Raw genomic sequence first — 24,359 nt, forward strand, 5'->3', positions numbered from 1 at the left:
ATGGCAATCTTTAGAGATAATGCAGACAATCCATTAGAGCATGATAGATCTATAGAAGATAGAAGAAGACATAGACAATTAGTTGAAAAATCTATAAAGGAAAACTTGGGAGATATCCTTTCTGAAGAAAGTATAATTGGTGAAAGTAAAAATAAGAAGTTTAAAATTCCTATTAAAGGAATAAAAGAATATCAATTTGTATTTGGAAAAAATAATAAGGGGGTTGCTACTGGAACTGGTTCAGAAAAAAGAGGTGATAAACTTGGTGACGGTAGCAGTTCAGGCTCTGGCAAATCAGGAAATAAGGGTGCAGGTAATAATGCTGGAGATGATGTATATGAAACTGAAATAACATTAGAAGAGCTTATGGATTATATAGTTGAAGATTTAGAACTGCCAAACTTAGATAAAAAGAAGTATTCAGAAATAATAACAGAAAGTGCAGGTAGAAAGCGTGGTTATCAAAGATATGGAATAAATCCAAGGCTTGCAAAAAAGAAAACCGTAATAGCTAAGATGGCTAGGAAGCAGGGAAAGAAAAGGGCTTTAGCAGAGGCTGGAATAGATAATGAAATTGCAAGATTTCCATTTAAAGAAGAAGATCTTAGATATTATAGGGTTAAGAAAAAACCTAAAAAAGAAAGTAATGCAGTAATGATATTTATTATGGACGTTTCTGGATCTATGGATAGCACTAAAAAATATTTAGCTAGATCCTTATTCTTCGTTTTATCTAGATTTATTAAAAGAAAATATAATAATATTGCTTTTGAGTTTGTATCTCATACAACTGTTGCAAAGGTAGTTAATGAATTTGAATTTTTCCATAAAGCAGAATCAGGAGGTACCTATATTTCTAGTGGAATAAATACAGCTTTAAATTTAATTAAAGAAAAATATCCACCAGAGATGTGGAATATTTACCCTGTTTATGCAAGTGACGGAGATAACTGGAGCGAAGATAATGAAAAAGCTATGAAATCTGTAAAAGAGTTGTGCAATATAAGTAATATGTTTGGATATGCAGAATTATTACCTTCTACTTATTCAACGACTATGTATTATAGGTTCAATAAGGAAATTGATCATAAAAATTTTACTTCTGTAATGGTTAAAGAAAAAAAAGATTTATGGGGAGCCTTGAAGATAATGTTATCTAAAGAGCTAAAGGAGGAATGACCATGGAATACAGTGTTAGCACTTTAGAAGAGTGGAATAAAATAATAGAAAAAAAGGCAATAGAATTTGGACTTAAATTTTATCCACAAGAATTTGAAATTATAGGCTTTAATGAAATGTTAGGGTATGAGGCATACGTTGGTATGCCTTCTAAATATCCTCACTGGAGTTATGGTAAAGCCTACGATAAAAATAAAACACTATATTCATTAAATATGACAGGATTACCTTATGAAATGGTAATAAACTCTGAACCATGCTTGGCTTATTTAATGAGAGAAAACACATTATTATTACAAGTATTAACTATGGCTCATGTATATGGGCACAATGACTTTTTTGCAAACAATAGACTTTTTGTAGAAGGAACTAAAGCTAAGAATGTTATAGAGATGTTCAAGTTAGATGCAGAAATTATAAGAGGATATATTAATGATCCTAATATAGGCTATGAAAAGGTGGAAAAGATACTAGATGCAGCTCATGCTATTAGATATCAAATACCTAGAGTAGTTGGAGTAAAAGAATTGTCTGATAATGAGCTTAGAGAAAGTTTAATTTCAGATTATAATTATAAAAAAGAAAATAAGGGCCTATTAGATGTAGATGAGGAAATTGATTTCCCGGATATATCCAAAATACCTTTAGAACCTTGTGATGACGTTTTAGGATTTATTATAAAATATAGTTCTTTAGAAGAATGGGGAAAAAATATATTAAAAATAGTTAGAAGAGAAACTGAGTATTTCATGCCTCAAATTGAAACTAAAATTATGAATGAAGGATGGGCTAGCTTTTGGCATTATAATATATTAAAGTCCCTTGAATTAGATGATGGGCTACATTTTGAGTTTTTAAAGAGACATAATGATGTAGTTGCACCAATTTTAGGAGGGATGAACCCTTATTATATAGGCTTTAAAGTATTTCAAGATATTGATGAAAAATATGGAAGAGAAAAAATATTTGAAGTTAGAAAAACAGAAAGGGATAGTTCTTTCTTAAGAAGATATTTGACTAGAGAGCTTTGTGAAGAGCTTAATTTATTCCAATATGCTAAAAAGAGTTTTGATTATGTAGTTAAGGAAGTTCCTGATGATGAAGGATGGAAAGAAATAAGAAACAATTTAGCAGATACTTGTGGAGTTGCTTCTATTCCATATATAAGGGTAACTAATCTAAATAGAAGAGATTTAAGTTTAACTTTAGAACATTGTTTTGATGGAAGAGAACTAGAAATTTCATATGCAAAAGAAACTTTAAAATATGTACAAGATCTTTGGGGACATAAAGTTATATTATTATCAAAAAACAAAGATGGAAAGTCTGTAGAACTTGTTTGCAATGAGGATAGAAATATTTTTGTGAATTAGCATAGGTAAAGTTTTTAAGTACACAATTAAGTTAAGCCTTGCATAATGTATAAGTGTATAAATTTTTAGGAGAATAAAATGGATCTTAAAGGAAGTAAGACAGAACAAAATCTTTATAGAACCTTTGCTGGTGAAGCAAGGGCAAGAACTAGATATAATTTATATGCTGAAAAAGCAAGGCTTGATGGATATCAGTGGGTTGCAGAGATATTTGATGAAACAGCACATAATGAATTAGCTCATGCAAGAGAAGTTTATGGAAGTTATCTTAATTTAATAGGATGTACTAAAAATAATTTACTAGATAGTGTTTTAGGGGAAACTGAAGAATTTGAAAATATTTATAAAAAATTTGAAGAAGAAGCAAGGGCAGAAGGATTTAATGATATAGCTGATTTTTATAAGGAATTAACTGAGGTAGAAGAATCTCATTCAAAGAGATTTAAGGAGCTTTATGATAAAATCGAAGATGGAACTATGTTTAGAGGTCCTGCAGGATCTTTATGGGTATGTATGAATTGTGGTTATATTCATGAGGGAGAAGAAGCACCTTTAGTTTGTCCATTATGTAAGTATCCAAGAGCATATTTTAAGCCTTATTGTAAGGTTTCTAATGTTTAAGGAGGGTGCTTATGTTTATTTCAATACCAAAAGAGTTTTTTGTTCCAGTATTATTTAGTGAAGATTTTAGTTATAACTTTCAAAGTGACACAATGGAATATGATACTTCAGTAAGAAGTAGAACTCCTAATATTAGTAATAGAGAAAAGCTTGCTGATATTGATTTTATAAATGATATAAGACAAGATGGGGAATTTACAACTAATTATATAGAAAACATAAAAGATAAAGATATTGAAGAACAATTAATAAAGTATATAAAAGGTTTTATGAAATTTATAAATGAGCTTAAAAATGCTAATTGTTTAGGAAAAAGTGAAGATGAAATTATAAAATTAATAAATTACTATGCAAGAAGTTTTAAAGATATTTATGATGATTATGTTAAGAAAATTTCAAATGTGAGAAGGCCTTTATATACAGCTGATATAGAAGGTTTTGTAGATCATTATATTGGTAGACTTGAGGATTTGTATAATAGGAATTTATCAGAGCTGAATTGTGAGAATTTAGATTACGATACTATTGAAATGACTATAGATGAAATAGTAAATGATGCAAGAAATATATTAAGAGAAGAAATAAGAAATTTTAATTGTAATTTAGTTAATAAAGAAAGTTCTTGTAAAAGTTATAATAATATAGAAAAAGCTTTTAAGGAAAGTGATAATATCTATAATACTATTGACAATGAATTTGTACAGGGAATGTCTAAATAGTTAAATAAGCAGGTGATTAAATGACCTACAGGCATTTAATAAAGGATCAATACAACGATGTAAATAACTTAACAAGTCTTTTAAACTCATTAGTTAATTCCTATAGATTATTAATTGGAGGAGCATATGAACTTAATAATATATCAGAGGCTAGAAAAAGCGATGTAAAGGAAGCAGTAAAAAGGGCAGATAATCTAGGTGAGATAATTGATGAGATAATAAAGACACTAGATGATTGTAATACTTCTTATGTTAAGTATTGTAAGATGAAGAAAAGTTTTATTGATGATAAAGCTATTAAAGATAATATCTTAACTGAAATAAATAAAGATTTGGATTTTAAAAATTCTTCAGGTAGAGAAGAAGATGATGATGAGTATGAAGATGGAGACTATGATGAATAAAGAGCTGTCCAAAGGACAGCTCTTTATAATTTTTTTAATTTAAATGTACTAACCATAAGATATGCTCCAATTATTAATAGTACAATTGGAATCCATGGTGATATTTGATGGTTTATTGTAAAGAATACGAAAATAGCCATAAAACTACCAGCTATAGTTATAGGTACTCCTGTGAATACTCCATCAAAAGTTGAAGTATTGTATCTTGCTAATCTATAAGCTCCACAAATTGGGAATGCTAGTAAAACTATAATTCCAATTATTCCTGCTGGTCCTACTTCATTTAATTCATACATTAAAAATGTAAGTATAGATGGAGCAACTCCAAATGAAACTAGGTCTGCTAGAGAATCTAATTCTTTTCCAAGTTCACTAGAAACATTTAGCCATCTTGCAACTCTTCCATCATATCTATCAACAAGTGCTGCTATTAATATAAAAAAGCAAGCAAATAAATAATTTTGGTTAAAAGTGTATAAAATAGATATTATTCCACATGATAAATTGATAAATGTAAAAACATTTGGGATACAACTTTTTTTCATATAATCACTCCTGCTATAAGGGTTAGAAGAAATTTATTTGTCTTACCCTATTATCATTGAAATATTATATCATAGTTTAACAATAAATATAAGGTATTTAAATATTAAATTAATTATTTAGAAAATTTAAAATAAATTAAGATAAAATTAAGAATTTGGACTTATATTGGATTTGCATTATATGTAAAATGAAATATACTATATAGTATATTTCATTTTATGGAATTATTATATTTTTTATTATTAAAAACCAAGGAGTGGTAGTTTGAAAAAGGTTAAATTTATTTATAACCCATACTCAGGTGAAAATTTAATACTAGATCAGCTTGATAAGGTTATAAAAATACACCAAGAAGCAGGATATACTATTGTCCCATATAGAATAGATAAGAATGTAGATGTAATTAATGCTTTTAATGATTTTAAGGATAACAATTACTATTATGTTTTAATTGCAGGTGGGGATGGAACTATAGATAATGTAGTTAATGCTATGGCTAAGTGTGGAATATCAGTTCCAATTGGAATATTACCTGTTGGAACTGCTAATGATTTTGGAAAATTTTTAGGTATGCCATCAGATATAAGCAAGGCTTGTAAACAAATTTTATCTTCGGAAGTTACGTCAGTAGACTTAGGAAGTATTAATGATAAATATTTTGTAAATGTAGCAAGTACAGGATTATTTACTGATGTTTCTCAAAAAACAGATGTTAATTTAAAAAATACTATTGGAAAACTTGCATATTATTTAAAGGGTCTTGAGGAATTACCTAACTTTAGAAAACTTGCAATAAAAATTAGTTCAGAAGAGATGCAGTATGAAGGAAATATGTACTTTATGTTAGTATTCAATGGACAAACAGCAGGTAACTTTAAGTTAGCAACTAGAGCAAATGCAACAGATGGATTACTTGATGTTATTATATTTAAAGCAATACCTATTATTGAATTAATACCTTTATTTGTTAAGGTATTAAAAGGAGAGCATTTAGATTCAGATAATATAATATATTTTAAAACTAATAACATATATATTGAATCACAAGAGGATATAGTAACAGATATTGATGGGGAAAAAGGACCTGATTTCCCACTTAATATAAAATGTATAAAAGGTGGACTTAAAGTTTTAGGTGTTAAAAATTAAATATAAAAATAAACTTTAAAATGTAAAAGTTAGTATATAAAGTTATTATTTTTAAATTGGCTGTCATTTAGGCAGCCATTTTTAATTTTTTTTGATTTTAACTCTTATTTGTTAATTTATAAGTTGCCTTTTTAGTTAAAATTAATATAATATAGTATTGGAAAGAATGTATAATATATTTAAAAATAATTTATTCTAAATAAATAAGGGGTGAATTTAAATGGAGGGTGTCCCTCAGAGTAGTAATTTAATAAAATTGAATATTAGATTTTTAGAGGAGATAAACTTCATTATAAATTAGCATTTTTAAATTTCTCCTCTAAAAAGTGAGGAGGAAAAGATATGAAGAAGCTATCAGTATTTCTATATACTAATATCCTAGGAAAGAAGATTTATGATGAGTTTGATGAAAGTATAGGCGAACTTAAAGATATTTATGTAACTACTGAAGATGGTTATCCTAGGGTTATTGGTTATAAGATTAGAAGGGATGGATCTACTTTTCACTATGAATTTAGAACTATAAACTTTTATCAACAAGATAGTAATAAGATTAAAATAGTTACAAGAGGAAGTAAGGAAATACTACCAAGGACATATTCTTACCTATTATCTGAAAATTTACTAGATAAAAAAATAGTAGATATTAATGGAAAACAAGTAGTAAGGGTTGATGATTTAAGAATTGCAGAAATTGCTGGTGAATATAGAGTTATAGCAGTTGAAACAGGACCTTATGCTAGATTTAGAAGACTTAATTGTGCAAAGTTTGGAGGCTTAATATATAAGGTTTTAAGAAAGGATTATGAAGATAGAGTTTTAATGTGGGATGATGTTGAATCATTAGAAATGGTAAATAACAATTTACAAATTTCAGTTCCATATAAAAAGTTATCTACATTGCATCCAGCTGACTTAGCTGATATATTAGAAAACTTAGATGCAAGTTCAAGAAAGCAAATATTTGAATCTTTAGATGAAGATTTAGCAGCAGATACTTTAGAAGAAATTGATCCAGAATATAAGGGTAGCATAATTAAAGATTTAAGTGAAACAAAAGCAGCAGAACTTTTAGAAATAATGTCTAATGACGAAATTGCAGACGTATTAGATGAACTTGATGATGAGGAAAGAGAAAAAATTCTTGTTAATTTAGAAAAAGAAGATGCTGATGAAGTTAAAGAAATACTTGAATATGAAGATGAAGCTGTAGGTAGTATAATGAGTACAGACTTTATTTCCTTTAATTTAGACATAACTGTAGGAGAAATTATAGATATATTAAGAGAAATGGAAGAGTTAGAGGAAGAAGAGCTATATAGAATTTATATAACTGATGAGGAAGAAAGAATTCTAGGATCCATTACTCCAGCTGATTTAATATTAAATAAACCTGAAGTTAAGGTTAAGGATATAATGAAAGAAGAAATTGAAGTTTTAAGAAATGATATGAATGTAGAAGAAGCCATAGAGTTAACAGCTAAATATGATTTATTAAATATACCAGTTGTAGACGAAGAAGATAAGTTAATAGGTGCTGTAAATGCTCATGATATAATAGATGAAGTTCTATATCCAATATGGAAGAAAAAAATAAGATAATAAGTGAAATATTGACAATAAATATTTTCGTCTCTATAAAACTTAGAGACGAAGTTTTTTTTATCAATATTGGGAGGATTATATGATTTACAGTAATGCATTAGATTTAATAGGAAACACTCCAATTCTAAAACTAAATAATTTAGTTAATAAAAATAGTGCAGATGTTTATGTTAAACTAGAAAAATATAATTTAGGTGGAAGCGTTAAAGATAGAGCTGCTTTAGGGATGATTGAAAAAGCTGAAGAAGAGGGTTTATTAAATAAAGATTCAATTATAGTTGAACCTACAAGTGGTAATACGGGCATTGCATTAGCTATGATAGGAAGACTTAAGGGGTATAAAGTTATTATAGTCATGCCAGATACTATGAGTAAAGAAAGAAGAGATTTAATTAAGGCTTATGGAGCTGAGCTTATATTGACAGATGGAGCAGAGGGAATGAATGGAGCTATTGAAAAGGCCAAGGAACTTTCAAAAAAAGATAATTATTTCATGCCTCAACAATTTGAAAATTTAGCAAACAGCAAAAAGCATTATGATACTACAGCAGAGGAAATATATAATGACTTGAAAGATTTAGACGTATTTGTTGCTGGAGTAGGAACTGGTGGAACTGTAACAGGGGTAGGAAGTAAATTAAAGGAGAAAATTAAAAATATAAAGATAGTTTCAGTAGAGCCAACTAAATCACCAGTATTAAGTGGCGGAAGAGCAGGTGCTCATAAGATTCAAGGTTTAGGATCGGGATTTATACCGGAAATTTATAATCCTGGAATTATAGATGAAGTAGTTAATGTTTCAGATGAAGAGGCATTTAAGATGACTAAATTAGTTGCTGAAAAAGAAGGTATATTGCTTGGTATATCATCAGGAGCAGCTATATACGTAGCTGTAGAAATTGCTAAAACATTAGGAAAAGGTAAGAAGGTTTTAGTAATATCACCAGATGGGGGAGAAAAATATATTTCCATGGGTATATACGATTAGTAGCAATAAGTAATTATAATAAGGAAACTCACTATTTATATTTGTTCATAGGAGTGAGTTCAATTTACAAAATCAAAGATTTTGAATTTCACTTAAGGGAGGATCAACTGTGTTTAATAAATTAAAATACGATATAAATAATATATTAGAGAACGATCCAGCTGCGAGAAGTAAGATTGAAGTATTTTTATTATATCCTTGTATTCATGCATTAATAGCTTATAGGATTGCACATTTTTTATACAGTCGTAAAAGATTTTTTTCTGCTAGATTAATATCACAAATTGCTAGATTTATTACAGGAATAGAAATTCATCCAGGAGCAAAAATAGGGAGAGGCTTATTTATAGATCATGGAATGGGAGTAGTTATTGGAGAAACTAGTGAAATTGGTGATAATGTAACAATTTATCATGGCGTTACACTTGGGGGAACTGGAAAGGAAAAGGGAAAGAGACATCCAACTATTGAAGATAATGTTATAATTGGAGCAGGAGCAAAAGTTCTTGGACCTATAGTTTTGAAGAGTGGTAGTAGGGTAGGTGCTAATACAGTTGTTTTAAAAGATGTTCCAGAAAAGGCAACTGTGGTTGGTTGTGCAGGACGAAATATAATTAAAAACGTAAATGATATAATTGAAGTAGTAGATGAAGATGGAAATAGAAAAACCATATATAATAACATGATGATTTAGAGGTTTATTATGAAGAAAGATGAAATTATAAAGTTTTGTAATTCTTTAGGTTTAGATACTTTAGGATTTATAAAGTGTAGAGAATTTACAGAGCTTAAAGACTTCTTTTATGAAAGAAAAGAAAAAGGCCTTGAAAATGAATTCGAAGAAAAGGATGTATTAAAAAGAATAAATCCTTTTAATTATATGGAAGAGGGAAAGACTATTATTTCGATAGCTTTCCCTTATCTGCATGATGTTAATTATTTTGATAATGGTTTTTCAGTTTATACTAGAGGAACCGATTATCATAGAGTAGTTAAATCTTATTTAAGTAAGATATGTGAGTTTATAGAAGGTATTGGAGGGAAGGCTCTAGCTTTTGTAGATAGTAATTTTTTACCTGAAAGACATATAGCATATTTAGGAGGTATAGGATTTATAGGAAAGAATAACTTAATAATTACTAAGAAGTATGGGTCTTATGTATTTTTAGGAGAAATTATAACAGATTTAGAAATAGAAACTAATGAAAGAAATTATAAAGAAATTCAAGACTTCAAAGAATGTGGAAATTGCGAACTTTGCTATAAAGCTTGCCCAAGTAAAGCAATTAATCCATATAAAAAAAATAGTAATATTTGCGTTTCTTATTTAACTCAAAAAAAGGATTTAGATGGTAAGCATATAAAATTATTAAAGGGAAGAGTTTTTGGATGTGATAGTTGTCAAAGTAGCTGTCCATACAATGAAAAAATTGAATTTTCTAAAATAGAGGAATTTTATCCTTATGATTTTATGAATAAAGAGAATAGCATTCAATTAATAAATTCTAGCACAAAGGAATTCAAAGATAGTTTTTTCAAAACTTCTTGTGGGTGGAGAGGAAAGAATGTTCTAAAAAGAAATGCTTTAATTAAAATTAATAATGATAAGGGAGATATTAGTGTAGTTAAAACAGATTCTCCATATTTAAAAGATTATGTTGATAGACTTTTAAATAGTAATAAAATATAATATTAAATATAAAGCTAGGAAGTGAGGGAAAATAATGTTATCACCAACATTAGTAAAGGTAATAAATGCATTACCAGAGTCAGTAGTAGTAAAGATAACAAAATTTATTGTAAATAAGTATTTTAAAAAATATGCTAATATTAAAATAGAGGGATTTGAAAATATAGAAAATGCTAAAGGACCTATAATTTTTATATGCAACCATTTAAGCAATGCAGATGGCCTAATTTTAGATAAGATACTTAAGGAAAAATATGATCCAACCTTTGTAGCTGGAATAAAATTATCAAATGATCCAGTAACTAAATTTGGTACTATGATGGTTAAAAATATAGGAATTAAACCTAATTCAGCTGATAAAGAAGCAATAACCAATATAGTTAAATTAGTTAGAGGTGGAGAAAATCTTATGATTTTTCCAGAAGGAACTAGAAGTAGAACAGGAGCCATGATAGAAGGTAAGAAAGGTATATTATTAATTGCAAGACTTACTAAGGCAACAATAGTTCCAATTGGTATGACTGGTACAGAAATTCTTCTTCCTATAAATGATAATGGAGATATGGGAGGAGAAAAATTTAATTATTCAGATGTAAATATTAAATTTGGAGAACCTATATCATTGCCAAGTAAAGAAAAAGAAGAAGGCAAACATGAATATGATGAAAGATGCATGGAATACATAATGAAGTCAATTGCAAACTTACTCCCTGAAAAATATAGAGGAGTATATAAGTAGGTGATTTAATGAAAAAAAGAACTAAAGCTATTTTAGATATTTTAAAAGAGGATTATCCGGATGCTAAATGTGAGCTAAATCATGAATCTCCATTTCAGCTTTTAGTAGCTACTATACTTTCTGCACAAACAACTGATAAGAAGGTAAATGAAGTTACTGAAACTTTATTTAGAGATTATCCAGATCTAGATGCTTTTTTAACTCTTTCAGTAGAAGAACTTGAAGAGAGAATTAAACAAATAGGATTATACAGAAGTAAAGCTAAAAATTTAATTATGATGTGTAATCAACTTAAAGAAAAGTTTAATGGAGAAGTTCCAAAGACGATGGAAGAAATAACTTCATTAGCTGGAGCAGGAAGAAAAACTGCAAATGTAGTTTTATCAAATGCATTTGGTGTTCCATCTATTGCAGTAGATACTCATGTTTTTAGAGTATCAAATAGGTTAGCTATGGCTAATTCAGATAATGTTTTAGAAGTTGAAATGCAATTACAAAAAGAACTTCCAAAAAAGGAATGGAGTTTAACACATCATTTATTAATTTTCCATGGAAGAAGATGTTGTATAGCTAGAAATCCTAAATGTGAAATATGTAATTTAACTCAGTATTGTAAGTATTATAAAGAAGTTAAGAAAAAGGAAATTAAGAAGAAATAAAAAATAATTTAAATAAAATATTTTTAGTAAATTTTGATGTTGGAGGAACTGTATATATGAAAATAGGAGTTTTAATGGGGGGAATTTCTTCAGAAAGAGAAGTATCATTAAGTAGTGGTAAATCTATGATTCAACATATCAACAAGGAAAAATATGAAGTAGTTCCAGTTGTTATAGATAAGAAAGAAGATGTATTAGAAAAAGTTAAGGGATTAGACTTTGCTTTACTTGCTTTACATGGAAAGTTTGGAGAAGATGGAACAGTTCAAGCTGTATTAGAAACTTTAGGAATTCCTTATTCAGGTTGCAATACTTTAAGTAGTTCTTTATGTATGGATAAGGATTTAACTAAAACTATATTAAAGGCTAAAGGAATTAGAACTGCAAGATGGATAAATGTATCTTCAGTTGATGAAATAGATTATGATGCAATAGAAAAGATAGGATATCCAGTATTTATTAAGCCTACAAACGGTGGATCAAGTGTTGCAACATTTAAAATAACTAATAAAGAAGATGTTGAAGCCGCTGTTATAGAAGGATTAAAGTGGGATAAAGAAGTTATGATTGAGGAGTTTATAAAAGGTGATGAAATAACTTGTCCGGTGTTTGATAATGAGTTATTTCCAGTACTTGCAATAAAAGCGAAGACAGATTTTTATGATTATGAACAAAAATACTCTGCAAATGGAGCAGAACATTATGCTATAGATTTAGAACCAAAGATTTATGAAGAAGTTAAAAAAATGGCTTTAGAAACTTATAAAGCATTAAAGTGTTCTGTTTATTCTAGAATTGATATGATTATTACTGAAGAAGGAGTACCATACGTATTAGAAGTTAATACATTACCAGGTATGACAGCAACTAGCCTTTTTCCACAAAGTGCAGGGGAAAAAGGAATAAACTACTCTGAATTCTTAGATATGATAATAGAATATTCTTTAAGGAAAAATTAATAAAACTTTAGAAAAAAATATAAATAAGCCTAAGACAAAAATAAATAAACCAAAGTTATTTAGTAAAAATTGGAACATATAATAAAGTAAGGGTAATTATTTTATATATAATGGGAGGAATTTTTATGAATTTTATTCTTTGGGTTTTATTTGGATCTGTTTTAGGTTTATTTTTTTCAGCTTATCAGGCAAGAATAGTTATGAAAGCTGATGAGGGAAATGAAAAAGTAAAAAGCATTTCTGCTAAGATTAGAAAAGGGGCAGATGCATATTTAAAAAGACAATATAAGGGTGTTGCAATATTTTTTGTTTTAATGTTTCTTATATTTTTGCTAATGAGTTTTTTCGGATATGTTTCAATATTTTTACCTTTTTCTTTTGTTATTGGTGGATTTTTATCAGGGCTTACTGGATTTATAGGTATGAAGGTAGCAACTCATGCCAATTCAAGAACTACTACTGCAGCTAAGAAAAGTTTAAATGGAGCTTTAAAAATTTCATTTAAAAGTGGTTCTATAATTGGTATAGTAGTAGTTTCTTTAGGACTTTTATATATAGCATTAGGTTATTTATTCTTAGATTGGTATTATAGTGATTTAGTAGAAGTAGAAAGACTACTTCAAGTAACCACAAATATTTTAACTTTTGGAATTGGTGCTTCTTCAATGGCTCTATTTGCAAGAGTTGGTGGAGGTATATTTACAAAGGCAGCAGATGTTGGTGCAGATTTAGTTGGAAAAGTTGAAATTGGAATTCCAGAAGATGACCCAAGAAATCCAGCAGTTATAGCAGATAATGTTGGGGATAATGTTGGAGATGTTGCAGGTATGGGTGCAGATCTTTATGAATCTTATGTTGGTTCATTAATATCTTCATGTGCTTTAGCAGTAGCAGCTGGATTATCAACTGAAGGAGTAGCAGTTCCTTTATTAGTAGCAAGCTTAGGAGTAATAGCCTCTATATTCTCAACTTTCTTCGTTAGCGCTAAGGAAGATGCAAGTCAAAAAAATCTTTTAAGTGCATTAAGAAGAGGTACTTATATTTCTTCATTAATTGTAGCTATAGGATCATTCTTTATTGTAAGAGAATTATTAGGATTAGAAAACATAGGAATTTATTTTAGTATATTATCAGGACTTATTGCAGGAATGCTAATAGGATACTTTACAGAGTATTATACTTCAGATAATTATAAACCAACTAAAAAGTTAGCTGATATGAGTAAAACAGGACCAGCAACTATTATAATAGGGGGACTTTCTTTAGGAATGGCATCTACTACAATTCCGGTAATAATAGTAGCAATATCGGTGTTAATAAGTTTTAATTTATCAGGAGGAGCACAAAATTTTAATTTGGGATTATATGGAATAGCGATTTCAGCAGTTGGAATGTTATCTACATTAGGGATTACTCTTGCAACAGATGCTTATGGGCCTATTGCAGATAATGCAGGAGGTATAGCTGAAATGGCAGAGTTAGATCCAGAAGTTAGAAAGAGGACAGATGCTTTAGATTCTTTAGGCAATACTACTGCTGCAACAGGAAAAGGATTTGCTATAGGTTCAGCAGCCTTAACAGCTCTTGCATTTATAGCTGCATATAAGGATTCCATTGAAAATATAGTTAAAAGTGGAGCATACAATTTTGAATTTGATTTATCTATATTAAACCCACAAGTATTAATAGGATTATTTATTGGTGGGATGGTAACATTTTTATTTTCAGCAAAGACGATGGATGCAGTAGGACGAGCTGCCTCTAAGATAGTAGTAGAAGTAAGAAGACAATTTAAAGAGATTCCAGGCATTATGGAAGGAAAAGGACAACCAGATTATGAATCTTGTGTGGATATTTGTACAAGGTCTGCTCAACAAGAACTTATTACAATAGCAATAATTGCAATTGCAAGTCCAGTAGTTGTAGGATTAATTCTTGGACCTAATGGAGTAGCTGGGTTACTTGCTGGTTCCACTGTAACAGGATTTGCAATGGCAATTATGATGTCAAACTCAGGTGGAGCATGGGATAATGCTAAAAAATATATTGAATCAGGAGTTTTAGGTGGAAAGGGATCAGATTGCCATAGGGCAGCAGTAGTTGGTGATACAGTAGGAGATCCATTTAAAGATACAACTGGTCCATCTATAAATATATTGATAAAATTAATGTCAATGGTATCAATAGTATTTGGTACACTAATACTTGCTTTCGGAGCATTATAGAAAAATAAAATACATATTACCTTATAGAATATAATAATAGTAGAAGAAATAATAAGGTAATATGTATTTAAAGAGAATGGAGAATTATTTTGAAATTTAATTATAAACATACTATGTATGCATCTTTTATAGGTTATATTGTACAAGCAATAATAAATAACTTTATTCCTTTATTATTTTTAACTTTTCAATCAAGTTATAATATACCTATTTCAAAAATAACTTTCTTAGTTACATTTAATTTTGGAATACAGTTATTAATAGATTTATTATCGGCAGGATTTATAGACAAAATTGGATACAAAGCATCAGTAGTTATAGCTCATATTGCATCAGCAGCAGGTCTTATAGCACTAACTATATTACCAGAATTATTTAGTGATCCTTTTGTTGGATTACTAATTTCAGTAATGATTTATGCTATTGGAGGAGGATTAATTGAAGTACTTATAAGTCCTATTGTAGAAGCATGTCCAACAGATAATAAAGAAACTGCAATGAGTCTTTTACATTCTTTTTATTGCTGGGGACATGTAGGTGTTGTATTAATATCAACAATATTTTTTTCTATCTGTGGAATTTTAAATTGGAAATGGCTAGCAATATTCTGGTCCATAATACCAATAATAAATTCAATATTTTTTATTAAAGTACCTATTTCTAAATTAAATGAAGATGGAGAAAAGGGCTTGACAATAAAAAATCTTATTTCTAACAAAATGTTTTGGATAATGGTAATATTAATGATATGTGCTGGAGCAAGTGAACAATCTGTTAGTCAATGGGCATCTACATTTGCTGAAAAAGGTCTTGGTGTTAATAAGACTATAGGAGATTTAACAGGACCTATGTTTTTTGCAATAATGATGGGAATTTCAAGAGTTTTATATAGTAAATTTGGAGAAAAAATGAATCTTGAGAAATCTATGCTATATAGTGGAGGGCTTTGTTTAATTAGTTATTTTATTATCTCCATATCTCCTTGGCCTGTATTTTCCCTTATAGGATGTGGGCTATGTGGATTATCAGTTGGTCTACTTTGGCCAGGAACCTTTAGCATGTCATCTTCAAAAATAAAAGGTGGTGGAACAGCAATGTTTGCTTTTTTAGCCCTAGCAGGAGATATAGGTTGTTCCATTGGTCCAACAGTTGTAGGAACAGTATCTGGAATGTTTAATGATAATATTAAAGTTGGAATTATAGCTGCAAGTATGTTTCCTATAGTATTAATTTTAGGTCTTATTATTAATATTTTTACTATAAAATCAGATTATTATTGACAGCTATTGATTACAAACGTAAACTTTAATTAAAGATTACGTTTGTAATTAAAGGAGAGGGTATTATGTATAAGCTACCTAAAATATCAGATGCAGAATGGGAAGTAATGAAAATTATATGGTCAAAGAAAGAAATAACAGCTAATGAAATAATTGATAGTCTTAATGGAAAACAGGAGTGGAAAAACACAACAATAAAAAGTCTTATTAACAGACTTTTAAAAAAAGAAGCAATAGGCTTTAGAAAAAATGGAAAAGAGTATTTTTATTATCCATTAATATCAGAAGAGGAATGTATAAAAGAAGAAAGTCAATCATTTTTAAAGAAAGTATTTAATGGATCTTTAAATGAAATGCTACTTAATTTAGTTAAAAGTGAAAAACTTACTAAAGATGATATTAATGAATTAAGAGAGATGTTAAATAATAAGTTAGATATGGAGGATAAAAAATGAGTTATATTGTAGAATCCTCTATAGTTGGATGTTTATTAGTAGGGGTGATTTTATTAATCAGATTATTCCTAAAAGAACATATGAAGAAGTCTATAATATATTATTTATGGTTTATATTAATTATAAAATTATTAGTTCCATTTGGACCTGAAAGTAAGCTTAGTTTATTTAATTTAATAAATATCAAATCAAAGGAAGAGACAAATCTATTAGTTAACAATTATAAATTACCAAATGAAGAAATAAGTAGTGAAACTTCTAATCTTATAAGTTTACCCTTAGACACTAGAATTGATTTAAATACAGAAGATAACAATATAATTTCAAATAATGAGGTAGAAAATAATGAAAGTGAAATAAATATAAAATTTTCATATAAGAAAATTTTATTTGTTATATGGATTGTTGGAATAATTATAATAACATCTAGAATATTAATTTCATATTTAAAGTTAAAACTAAGTATAAGTAAAGAGTATAAAAAGTATAGAAATTACAATTTTAATGTAGATATTATAAGAGAAAGAAAAACTTTAAATATAAAGAGAAATATAGAAATTAGAATCACTAATCAAGTTAATACTCCAAGTTTATGTGGAGTATTAAAGCCTAAAATCCTAATTCCAATAAATATGATAAGTAATATTAATAAAGAAGATATAAGATATATAATGCTTCATGAACTTTGTCATTATAAAAGAAAAGATGTTTTAGTTTTATGGTTAGCTTATATTGCTAAAACTGTACATTGGTTTAATCCAATAATTAGCTTAGGCGTAAATATAATGAGATATGATTGTGAATCAGCTTGTGATGAAATGGTTTTATCAAAGTTAAATGATAAAGAAAATATTAAATATGGAAACACACTACTTAATGTTCTTCATTTAATTAATATAAAAAATACTATTCCAGGAACAACTTCTATGGTTACTAATAAAAAACGACTTAAAGGTAGAATTAAATTTATTGCAGAAAATAAAAAAATTACTTATAGGACTATGCTTTTAGGAGTTATAACTATAGTAATTTTATCGGCATTAGTATTAACAAATAAATTAACAAGTGAGAATTTAAGTTTAGTAGATAGCTCTAAAATAAAAGAAGCAAGTGTAAGTTTTATGTCGTCATCTCCTAAAGGTAAAAATATATATAATAAAGAGGATGTTAATAAAATTGTAAAATATATTAATTCTATAAAAGTAAAAGATAAGACGCAGGGAATTTATAAAGGATGGGAAGTTAAAATAAATTTAACAGGAGAAGAAAATTATGAGATCTGTTTTATAGATAATTATATTAATATTAATGGAATACAATACACTGTAAATAGTAAAGAAATTGATAAAATTAGATTTCTTTATGATAGCTTGGATTATGAAGAAAGATATATTGAATCAAATGAAGTAACTGATGATGGAAGTGAAAATTTAAACTTTCATTCTGTTATTAAGGAGATTGTGAATAAAAACTTAGAAGTTAAATTAATTGAAGAAAAATCATTATCAACTAAGGATAATGGATATTCTGCAAAAAGTTATACTATAAAAGTAAATAATGAAGAGTTAAAGATTTATGAATATGATGATAAAATGGCTACATTAAGTGAAATTTCTTTACTTAATGAAGAGGCATTAAGTGAAATTTTCTATGACACAGATTATGCTTTAATAGATAAGGAAGAGCTAAGAAATGCTAAAGAAGTTTATTTTAAAGATAAAATAATATGTTTATACAATGGAAATAATGATGAAATCAAAAATACATTAAATTCAATTTTAGAAGAACCTTTAGCTAGTTTAAGTAGGGATAAGCTTAGAATTTCTGGACAGGATATAACTTTAATTTACCCATCTAACTGGATTGGAATTCAAGAGCCAATAGAAATAGTTATTGGGGAAGAAACTTATAAAATTGATAGTAGATTTATTAAGCAAAATAAAAATAAATGTGAAGTGAAAATTAATAATGATTTATTACAAAAAATAAGGGTGTTTGATGAAGAAAAAATATTAATAAAATGGGAATACAAAATTGCAAGTGAAGACAATAAGATCATTGTAAGTGAAATAAATAGAAAAGATTTTATTAGAGTAGTTAAAATACAAGGGGGATATATTGATATTAGCTTAGTTGAGCCTGAGATTGAAATAGATATAAGTGATAAAGAAGAGATAGGAAGAAAACTTTATGAGGAATATATAAAGATGCACAGTACGAATTGGTTTTTTAATTTAAGTAATGGAATAGATAAAGAACCAGAACTATCAGTATTAGAAAGTAAGATAAATGATGTTAAACTAATATCAGAAGGGAAATATATATTTACAGTAGATATTTCTTATGATATAAAAGCAGCAAATGAAAAAAGTCCATGGTATGCAGGAAATGGTGTTATAGAAGATAATAATTGGATAAGAAATAAAGGAACTTTCCTAGATATAGAAAAAACAGGAGAAAATAAATATAGAATTATAAGTGGTTATACCGGATAAATTAATATATAAATAACATATTACAGTGACTTGGAACAAAGTGACAGAAAAAGTAATATGTTATTTATATTTTTAAGCTTTTTTTAAGAATTTATAAACTTTATTATTAAGATATTTTATCTAGAATATAGATAAAATCTTAGAGTATGGTAAACTAATCTTAGAAAAGAAGGGGAGTGTATATTTTGAGTAAAGAAAGAATTTTAATTGTTGATGATGAAAAAGAAATTAGAGATTTAATAGATATATATTTAAAAGGTGAGGGATATGATACCCTAAAAGCTGAAAACGGTGAAGAAGCTTTAAATATTTTAGAAAAGCAAAATGTTGATTTAATAATTTTAGATATAATGATGCCAAAGGTTAATGGCATTGAAGCTTGTTTAAGAATAAGAGAAGAAAGAGAAATGCCAATAATTATGCTTTCAGCTAAATCGGAAGATATGGACAAAATTTTAGGATTAAACACTGGAGCAGATGATTATTTAACTAAACCTTTTAATCCTTTGGAGTTAGTTGCAAGAGTAAAATCTCAGCTTAGAAGGTATAAAAGATTTAATAATTTAACGTCACAAGTGAATATTCAAGAAAAAGAAGAAAATATATTAGAAATAGAGGAATTAAGTATTAATTTAGAAACTCATGAAGTTTTTAAAGAAGGGCATGAAATTAAACTTACTCCAACTGAGTTTGATATATTAGTATTACTTGGTGGAAATAGAGGAAAGGTTTTTAGTATAGAAAATATCTATAATAGTGTATGGAAACAAGAGTTTATGCAGTCTGATAATACTGTTATGGTTCATATAAGGAAGGTTAGAGAAAAAATAGAGGATGATCCTAGAAAACCAAAATATATAAAGACTGTCTGGGGGGTTGGCTATAAAATTGATAGGTAGAAAAAAAGAAAAGAAGGAGAGTGTGGAAAAAAAGAAGGTTGGACTTTTAAAGCGATTAAAGAACTTTAACCTAAAAATTTTTTATAAGTTTTACAACTCAAAACTTGGAATTAAGTCTAGAGAGATTTTAGAGTATGTGTATAGAAGAATAGAAAAAAGTATTAGATTTGAGCTTATGGTAGTCTTTGCTATATGTTTTGTAGCTTCATTTTTATTTTATGGATTTGCGAATAATATGCTATCAAGAGATAAAACTATCACTAATATTGAATATGATTATGGTGAAATCCAACAAAGAGCTAGTGATCTTTCAAATAGATTAAGCAGTGAATATGAGAATGAAGAAATTAATGGATTAGAAGATGAAAAAACTATAGAAAGTATTTTAAATTCGTATAGTGATGACAAATCCAAGATATATTTAACTGATTTAGATGGGAAAATTTTATATAAAGTAAATGGAGACGTTCAAGATAAATTAGACATATATACTATATTAGATAGAACTAATACAATTCAAGAAGAGGGGGCTGAAAGGGTTTACCTTTATCCTGTTAATATAAAGGGTGATAGAGCATATCTTATATATTATAAAACTCCAACACCGTATATTGAGTATGAATATTATACAGATACAAACTCATTTTTAGCTCTTGTATTTTCTGTAATAGTGTTTATTTCTATTTTTATAATAGTAACTAATAAGAAAATGAAGTACATAGACGAAATTGCATCTGGGGTTAGGATAATATCAAATGGAGATTTATCTTATAGAGTTCAAGAAAAAGGAAAAGATGAAATTAAAAATTTAGCTGAAAATATTAACACTATGGCAGCTGAAATTCAAAGTAGAATAGAGGCAGAAAGAAGATCGGAAAAAACTAAAAGTGAACTTATTACTAATGTTTCCCATGATTTAAGAACTCCATTAACATCTGTTATGGGTTATATAGGGTTAATTAAAGAAGGTAAATATGAGGATGAGGTTATGATGAGGGAATATTTAAATATTGCATTTAATAAATCTAATCAGCTAAAGGAATTAATAGAGGATTTGTTTGAATATACTAAGCTTAATAATCAAGGTATAGTGTTAGAAAAAAATAAGGTTAATATAGTTGAATTTTTATCTCAAATTATAGAAGAATATATTCCTATGTTTGAGGAAAATGAAATAGAGGTAGTTAAAGAAAATGTGGATGAAAAGCAGATAGTTGAAATAGATGCAGGAAAAATGGTTAGAGTAATTGAAAATCTATTTTCTAATGCTATTAAATATTCATATAAACCTGGTAAAGTAACAGTAGCTACATATAAACATGATGGTTATGTTAATATAGTAATCAAAAATAAGGGCGATAATATACCTAAGGAAAAGGTAGAAAGATTATTTGATAGATTTTATAGAGTAGATGAAGCTAGAAATTCTAATGTTAAAGGTAGTGGACTTGGACTCGCTATATCAAAAAATATAGTTAAATTACATGATGGAGATATTTGGGCTGAATGCGTAGGGAATGATGTAAGCTTTTGTATAAAGTTAAAGTGCATTAATTAATTATTAAAGTAACCTTTAAGAAGGTAGTTAATAAACTAGTATAGAGATTATTTTTCTTGGAGGAAAAATGCAAAATAAAAATCCCAATAGCACTTTTGGAATAGATATAAATGAATATACTCAAAATGTTAATTTTCAAACTTTAGCAAGAACTATAGACTTCTTATACTTGAGATCTTCAGGTTCTGGATCTGGAAGGTTTAGAGTAGATAGAAAGTTTTTAGAGTTTGCAAAAGCAGCTAGAAATTATGGAATACCAGTAGGAGCATATCACTTTGCTGTGCCTTCCTATGATTTAACTACAGCAGATTCACAATGTGATGATTTCATAAACATATTACAGGAGGGTTTTGGAACGAGGAACTATGGTGATTTATTCCCTGTATTAGATGTGGAAACTCCTATAGACAATAAAATAAGCACAAAAGCATTGATTGATTGGATACAAAGATTTAGACAGAGGTTTGAGAGAAAAACTAGGCGTAGATTAATGTTATATACAGGAGCATTCTTTATAGAACTTTATAATGATTTTAAATTACCTGACGGAAGTCAACCGTTAAAAACTATGCCTTTATGGATTGCAATGTATACTAATGTAGAAATAAATCCAGATTACCCTCCGAATCTTGGAGGTTGGACTAGATGGAGGATATGGCAATATAGTGAAGGTGAAGTGGTTCAAGGAGTTGGAAATCCAGTAGATGCTAACTGGGGGCCAGATAGTTTAGATCTTTTAATGCAACCTAAACAAGTTAGAAATTTAAGAGCAGTTAAGCAAAATAGAATGTTAAAAGTTACTTGGAGTAAGAACCCTGATATAGATCTTTTAGGCTATAATATATTTGCAAATGGATACTGGATTGGAACTGTAGATAAAAATGATACTAGTTTTGAAATTAGTTTATCAGAGCTTCCTGTTAAAACTAATGTTCCAGTAACAATATCTATAGAAGCTTTCGATGCTGATGGTGAAACTTCTCAAGTTAGAAGTAAGGTTTCTATATAAATTTAATTAATAAAGATGGAAGGTTTATTATATACAAAAAATAGATTTTCCGTCTATTTTTTTATATAACAATTGGAAACAATTACTTAAAAATAATAATTAAATGTTAATATATTTATGTTAAATTTAAGTGGAAAATGTAATATAATATTATGGACATGTGAATTATTATGCTTAGTAGGAAGGAGTGGGGATGTTGAAAAAAATTAATAAAAATACATTAATAGCTGCAGGAGTTATACTTGTATTAGTTATAATAGGAATTATTGGATACTTTTTTTCGTTAAATAAAAAAGTTGCAGCTTGGGAAGATAAAGTTTATCCAGAGGTTTATATTTATGGGGTAAATATAGGTGGATTAAATAAGGAAGAGGTTGTATCTGTATTAAATGATAATCTACCTCAGGCAATTATGGACAAGAAGCTAAAGGTAGTTGTTGGAGATAAGATTCTAGAATTAAGCTATAGCGAATTAAATCTAACATACAATATTGAAGATATAGCAACAGAAGCATTAGCTTATGGAAAAGATGAGGGGTTATTTGCTAAGAAATCTTTAATTAAAGGTAAGAATGCAACAAATTTAAATGCTGATATATCTTTTGATGAAGAATCATTAGTGGCTTTTGAAGATAAAGTGTTAGAAGAATTTAATATTGAACCTAAAAATGCAGGGATAGTAATAAATTCTGGTGATATAACAGTTACTCCAGAAGTTTCAGGAAAGACTATTGATAAAGAAGAACTTCATAATAAATTAATAGAAAGTATTAATGGAGATCCAAGTGATGAAGTAGAATTAAATTTTGATTTAGTAGAACAAGAAGCAAAAATAAAAACAGAAGATTTGAAAAAAATAACTGGAGTTATTAGTAGCTATAGTAGTAAATATTCTAATACTGGTGATGGTAGAGTTAAAAACATGGAAATAGCAGCAAGCACTATTAATGGAACTATAGTTATGCCTGGAGAAGAGTTTAGTTACAATGCATTAATTGGAGATACTACACCAGAAAAGGGATATGAAAAAGCTAATACATATGTAGGTAATGAAATAGTGCCTGATTATGGTGGAGGTATTTGTCAAGTATCAACTACTTTATATAGAGCTGTAATGAGAGCAAATATAAGATCTACAGAAAGAACTAATCATTCATTGACAGTTTCATACTCAGAACCAGGATTAGATGCTACAGTTGCAAATCCTTATTTAGATTATAAGTTTGTTAATACTTACGATTTTCCAATTTATATTCAAGGGTATGTTAGTGGAGGAGTAGTTAATTTTTCAATTTACGGAAATGTTGAAGCTATGGGAAATAAGACTTATGAACTTGTAAATGAGATACTTGAAAAGTACGATCCAGAAGTTAAGTATGAAGAAGATTCAACTATGGAAGAAGGAACTGAAAAAGTTGTATCTTATGGTATGCCTGGATATAAGGCTAAGTCTTATCAAGTTACTTATGAAAATGGAGTTGAAGTAGATAGAGAGTTAATATCTACAGATGTTTATATGACAACTAATACAGTTAAAAAGAAGGGAACTAAGAAAAAAGAAGAAACAAAAAAAGAAGAAAATCAAAATCAAAATACTGATGAAAAGAAAGAACAAGATAAAGATCAAAATGCTGATGAAAACAAGGATGAAAATAACCAAGAAAATAATGAACAAAATTAGTAACTGTATTTATATAAAAAACATTTTACATTTGTAAAATGTTTTTTACCAGTTTGTTGAAAAACCCCCTGTTTAAAAACAGAGGGTTTTTCTATTATTAGTTGTGGATAAAATTTAAGATTAAAA

Annotated in this window: 22 protein-coding genes; 21 read left to right on the forward strand and 1 reads right to left on the reverse strand. The window is 28.1% G+C overall.

Features of this window, described 5'->3' with window-relative positions:
- From yhbH to ACQPVP_RS05975, 5 genes are all read left to right on the forward strand, one after another.
- On the forward strand, window positions 1–1,179 hold the full coding sequence (gene yhbH / locus ACQPVP_RS05955) for a sporulation protein YhbH (RefSeq protein WP_430848100.1): 1,179 nt from the start codon (window positions 1–3) through the stop codon (window positions 1,177–1,179).
- 2 nt (window positions 1,180–1,181) lie between these two features.
- Complete coding sequence (locus ACQPVP_RS05960) at window positions 1,182–2,552, forward strand: SpoVR family protein (RefSeq protein ID WP_430848102.1); 1,371 nt, start codon at window positions 1,182–1,184, stop codon at window positions 2,550–2,552.
- Window positions 2,553–2,630: 78 nt separating this feature from the next.
- Window positions 2,631–3,173, forward strand: a complete 543-nt coding sequence (locus ACQPVP_RS05965) for a rubrerythrin family protein (RefSeq protein WP_430848104.1) — start codon at window positions 2,631–2,633, stop codon at window positions 3,171–3,173.
- Between the two features lie 11 nt (window positions 3,174–3,184).
- Window positions 3,185–3,892 (forward strand): hypothetical protein, encoded by a 708-nt coding sequence (locus ACQPVP_RS05970; protein ID WP_430848106.1) that lies wholly within the window; start codon window positions 3,185–3,187, stop codon window positions 3,890–3,892.
- A gap of 20 nt (window positions 3,893–3,912) precedes the next feature.
- The gene (locus tag ACQPVP_RS05975; protein WP_430848108.1) at window positions 3,913–4,296 is read left to right on the forward strand and encodes a hypothetical protein; all 384 of its coding nucleotides are present in this window, start codon (window positions 3,913–3,915) and stop codon (window positions 4,294–4,296) included.
- Between the two features lie 23 nt (window positions 4,297–4,319).
- On the opposite strand, the gene pssA is transcribed toward ACQPVP_RS05975, so the two are convergent.
- Window positions 4,320–4,841, reverse strand: a complete 522-nt coding sequence (pssA, locus tag ACQPVP_RS05980; protein WP_430848110.1) for a CDP-diacylglycerol--serine O-phosphatidyltransferase — start codon at window positions 4,839–4,841, stop codon at window positions 4,320–4,322.
- Window positions 4,842–5,106: 265 nt separating this feature from the next.
- Here pssA and ACQPVP_RS05985 point away from each other — a divergent pair, with 265 nt between their 5' ends.
- From ACQPVP_RS05985 to ACQPVP_RS06060, 16 genes are all read left to right on the forward strand, one after another.
- The gene (locus tag ACQPVP_RS05985; protein WP_430848112.1) at window positions 5,107–5,991 is read left to right on the forward strand and encodes a YegS/Rv2252/BmrU family lipid kinase; all 885 of its coding nucleotides are present in this window, start codon (window positions 5,107–5,109) and stop codon (window positions 5,989–5,991) included.
- Between the two features lie 342 nt (window positions 5,992–6,333).
- On the forward strand, window positions 6,334–7,593 hold the full coding sequence (locus ACQPVP_RS05990; protein ID WP_430848114.1) for a magnesium transporter MgtE N-terminal domain-containing protein: 1,260 nt from the start codon (window positions 6,334–6,336) through the stop codon (window positions 7,591–7,593).
- Window positions 7,594–7,675: 82 nt separating this feature from the next.
- The gene (gene cysK, locus ACQPVP_RS05995; protein WP_430848116.1) at window positions 7,676–8,584 is read left to right on the forward strand and encodes a cysteine synthase A; all 909 of its coding nucleotides are present in this window, start codon (window positions 7,676–7,678) and stop codon (window positions 8,582–8,584) included.
- 109 nt (window positions 8,585–8,693) lie between these two features.
- A complete protein-coding gene (epsC, locus tag ACQPVP_RS06000) occupies window positions 8,694–9,278 on the forward strand; it encodes a serine O-acetyltransferase EpsC (RefSeq protein WP_430848118.1) in 585 nt (194 codons plus the stop codon).
- A gap of 9 nt (window positions 9,279–9,287) precedes the next feature.
- On the forward strand, window positions 9,288–10,274 hold the full coding sequence (queG, locus tag ACQPVP_RS06005; RefSeq protein ID WP_430848120.1) for a tRNA epoxyqueuosine(34) reductase QueG: 987 nt from the start codon (window positions 9,288–9,290) through the stop codon (window positions 10,272–10,274).
- A 34-nt stretch (window positions 10,275–10,308) separates the two neighbouring features.
- On the forward strand, window positions 10,309–11,013 hold the full coding sequence (locus tag ACQPVP_RS06010) for a lysophospholipid acyltransferase family protein (RefSeq protein ID WP_430848122.1): 705 nt from the start codon (window positions 10,309–10,311) through the stop codon (window positions 11,011–11,013).
- Between the two features lie 8 nt (window positions 11,014–11,021).
- A complete protein-coding gene (gene nth / locus ACQPVP_RS06015; protein WP_430842294.1) occupies window positions 11,022–11,672 on the forward strand; it encodes an endonuclease III in 651 nt (216 codons plus the stop codon).
- A 56-nt stretch (window positions 11,673–11,728) separates the two neighbouring features.
- Entirely contained in the window at window positions 11,729–12,631 is a 903-nt protein-coding gene (locus tag ACQPVP_RS06020) for a D-alanine--D-alanine ligase (protein ID WP_430848124.1), read from the forward strand.
- A 125-nt stretch (window positions 12,632–12,756) separates the two neighbouring features.
- A complete protein-coding gene (locus ACQPVP_RS06025) occupies window positions 12,757–14,856 on the forward strand; it encodes a sodium-translocating pyrophosphatase (RefSeq protein WP_430848126.1) in 2,100 nt (699 codons plus the stop codon).
- Between the two features lie 89 nt (window positions 14,857–14,945).
- On the forward strand, window positions 14,946–16,136 hold the full coding sequence (locus tag ACQPVP_RS06030; RefSeq protein ID WP_430848128.1) for an MFS transporter: 1,191 nt from the start codon (window positions 14,946–14,948) through the stop codon (window positions 16,134–16,136).
- Window positions 16,137–16,201: 65 nt separating this feature from the next.
- Complete coding sequence (locus ACQPVP_RS06035; RefSeq protein ID WP_430848130.1) at window positions 16,202–16,591, forward strand: BlaI/MecI/CopY family transcriptional regulator; 390 nt, start codon at window positions 16,202–16,204, stop codon at window positions 16,589–16,591.
- Complete coding sequence (locus tag ACQPVP_RS06040; RefSeq protein ID WP_430848132.1) at window positions 16,588–19,086, forward strand: M56 family metallopeptidase; 2,499 nt, start codon at window positions 16,588–16,590, stop codon at window positions 19,084–19,086. The genes ACQPVP_RS06035 and ACQPVP_RS06040 overlap by 4 nt, the downstream gene beginning before the upstream one ends.
- Before the next feature lie 185 nt (window positions 19,087–19,271).
- A complete protein-coding gene (locus ACQPVP_RS06045) occupies window positions 19,272–19,985 on the forward strand; it encodes a response regulator transcription factor (protein WP_430848134.1) in 714 nt (237 codons plus the stop codon).
- Window positions 19,975–21,543, forward strand: a complete 1,569-nt coding sequence (locus tag ACQPVP_RS06050) for a sensor histidine kinase (RefSeq protein ID WP_430848136.1) — start codon at window positions 19,975–19,977, stop codon at window positions 21,541–21,543. The genes ACQPVP_RS06045 and ACQPVP_RS06050 overlap by 11 nt, the downstream gene beginning before the upstream one ends.
- Before the next feature lie 67 nt (window positions 21,544–21,610).
- Window positions 21,611–22,552 carry a glycoside hydrolase family 25 protein gene (locus tag ACQPVP_RS06055; protein WP_430848138.1) on the forward strand — a complete coding sequence of 314 codons (942 nt, stop codon included), beginning with the start codon at window positions 21,611–21,613 and terminating at the stop codon, window positions 22,550–22,552.
- Window positions 22,553–22,745: 193 nt separating this feature from the next.
- A complete protein-coding gene (locus ACQPVP_RS06060) occupies window positions 22,746–24,233 on the forward strand; it encodes a VanW family protein (RefSeq protein WP_430848140.1) in 1,488 nt (495 codons plus the stop codon).
- Window positions 24,234–24,359 lie beyond the last annotated feature (126 nt).

This window comes from Clostridium nigeriense (assembly GCF_050585265.1).
Lineage (GTDB): Bacteria > Bacillota > Clostridia > Clostridiales > Clostridiaceae > Clostridium > Clostridium nigeriense_B.

Excerpts from the sequence above, each read along its gene's own strand:
- cysK (WP_430848116.1), top strand. The coding sequence starts at position 7,676 with ATGATTTACAGTAATGCATTAGATTTAATAGGAAACACTCCAATTCTA.
- ACQPVP_RS06010 (WP_430848122.1), top strand. The coding sequence starts at position 10,309 with ATGTTATCACCAACATTAGTAAAGGTAATAAATGCATTACCAGAGTCA.
- ACQPVP_RS05960 (WP_430848102.1), top strand. The coding sequence starts at position 1,182 with ATGGAATACAGTGTTAGCACTTTAGAAGAGTGGAATAAAATAATAGAA.
- ACQPVP_RS06035 (WP_430848130.1), top strand. The coding sequence starts at position 16,202 with ATGTATAAGCTACCTAAAATATCAGATGCAGAATGGGAAGTAATGAAA.
- ACQPVP_RS06055 (WP_430848138.1), top strand. The coding sequence starts at position 21,611 with ATGCAAAATAAAAATCCCAATAGCACTTTTGGAATAGATATAAATGAA.
- ACQPVP_RS06040 (WP_430848132.1), top strand. The coding sequence starts at position 16,588 with ATGAGTTATATTGTAGAATCCTCTATAGTTGGATGTTTATTAGTAGGG.
- ACQPVP_RS05965 (WP_430848104.1), top strand. The coding sequence starts at position 2,631 with ATGGATCTTAAAGGAAGTAAGACAGAACAAAATCTTTATAGAACCTTT.
- pssA (WP_430848110.1), bottom strand. The coding sequence starts at position 4,841 with ATGAAAAAAAGTTGTATCCCAAATGTTTTTACATTTATCAATTTATCA.
- nth (WP_430842294.1), top strand. The coding sequence starts at position 11,022 with ATGAAAAAAAGAACTAAAGCTATTTTAGATATTTTAAAAGAGGATTAT.
- ACQPVP_RS06025 (WP_430848126.1), top strand. The coding sequence starts at position 12,757 with ATGAATTTTATTCTTTGGGTTTTATTTGGATCTGTTTTAGGTTTATTT.
- queG (WP_430848120.1), top strand. The coding sequence starts at position 9,288 with ATGAAGAAAGATGAAATTATAAAGTTTTGTAATTCTTTAGGTTTAGAT.
- ACQPVP_RS06020 (WP_430848124.1), top strand. The coding sequence starts at position 11,729 with ATGAAAATAGGAGTTTTAATGGGGGGAATTTCTTCAGAAAGAGAAGTA.
- ACQPVP_RS06060 (WP_430848140.1), top strand. The coding sequence starts at position 22,746 with ATGTTGAAAAAAATTAATAAAAATACATTAATAGCTGCAGGAGTTATA.
- ACQPVP_RS05970 (WP_430848106.1), top strand. The coding sequence starts at position 3,185 with ATGTTTATTTCAATACCAAAAGAGTTTTTTGTTCCAGTATTATTTAGT.
- ACQPVP_RS05975 (WP_430848108.1), top strand. The coding sequence starts at position 3,913 with ATGACCTACAGGCATTTAATAAAGGATCAATACAACGATGTAAATAAC.
- yhbH (WP_430848100.1), top strand. The coding sequence starts at position 1 with ATGGCAATCTTTAGAGATAATGCAGACAATCCATTAGAGCATGATAGA.
- ACQPVP_RS05990 (WP_430848114.1), top strand. The coding sequence starts at position 6,334 with ATGAAGAAGCTATCAGTATTTCTATATACTAATATCCTAGGAAAGAAG.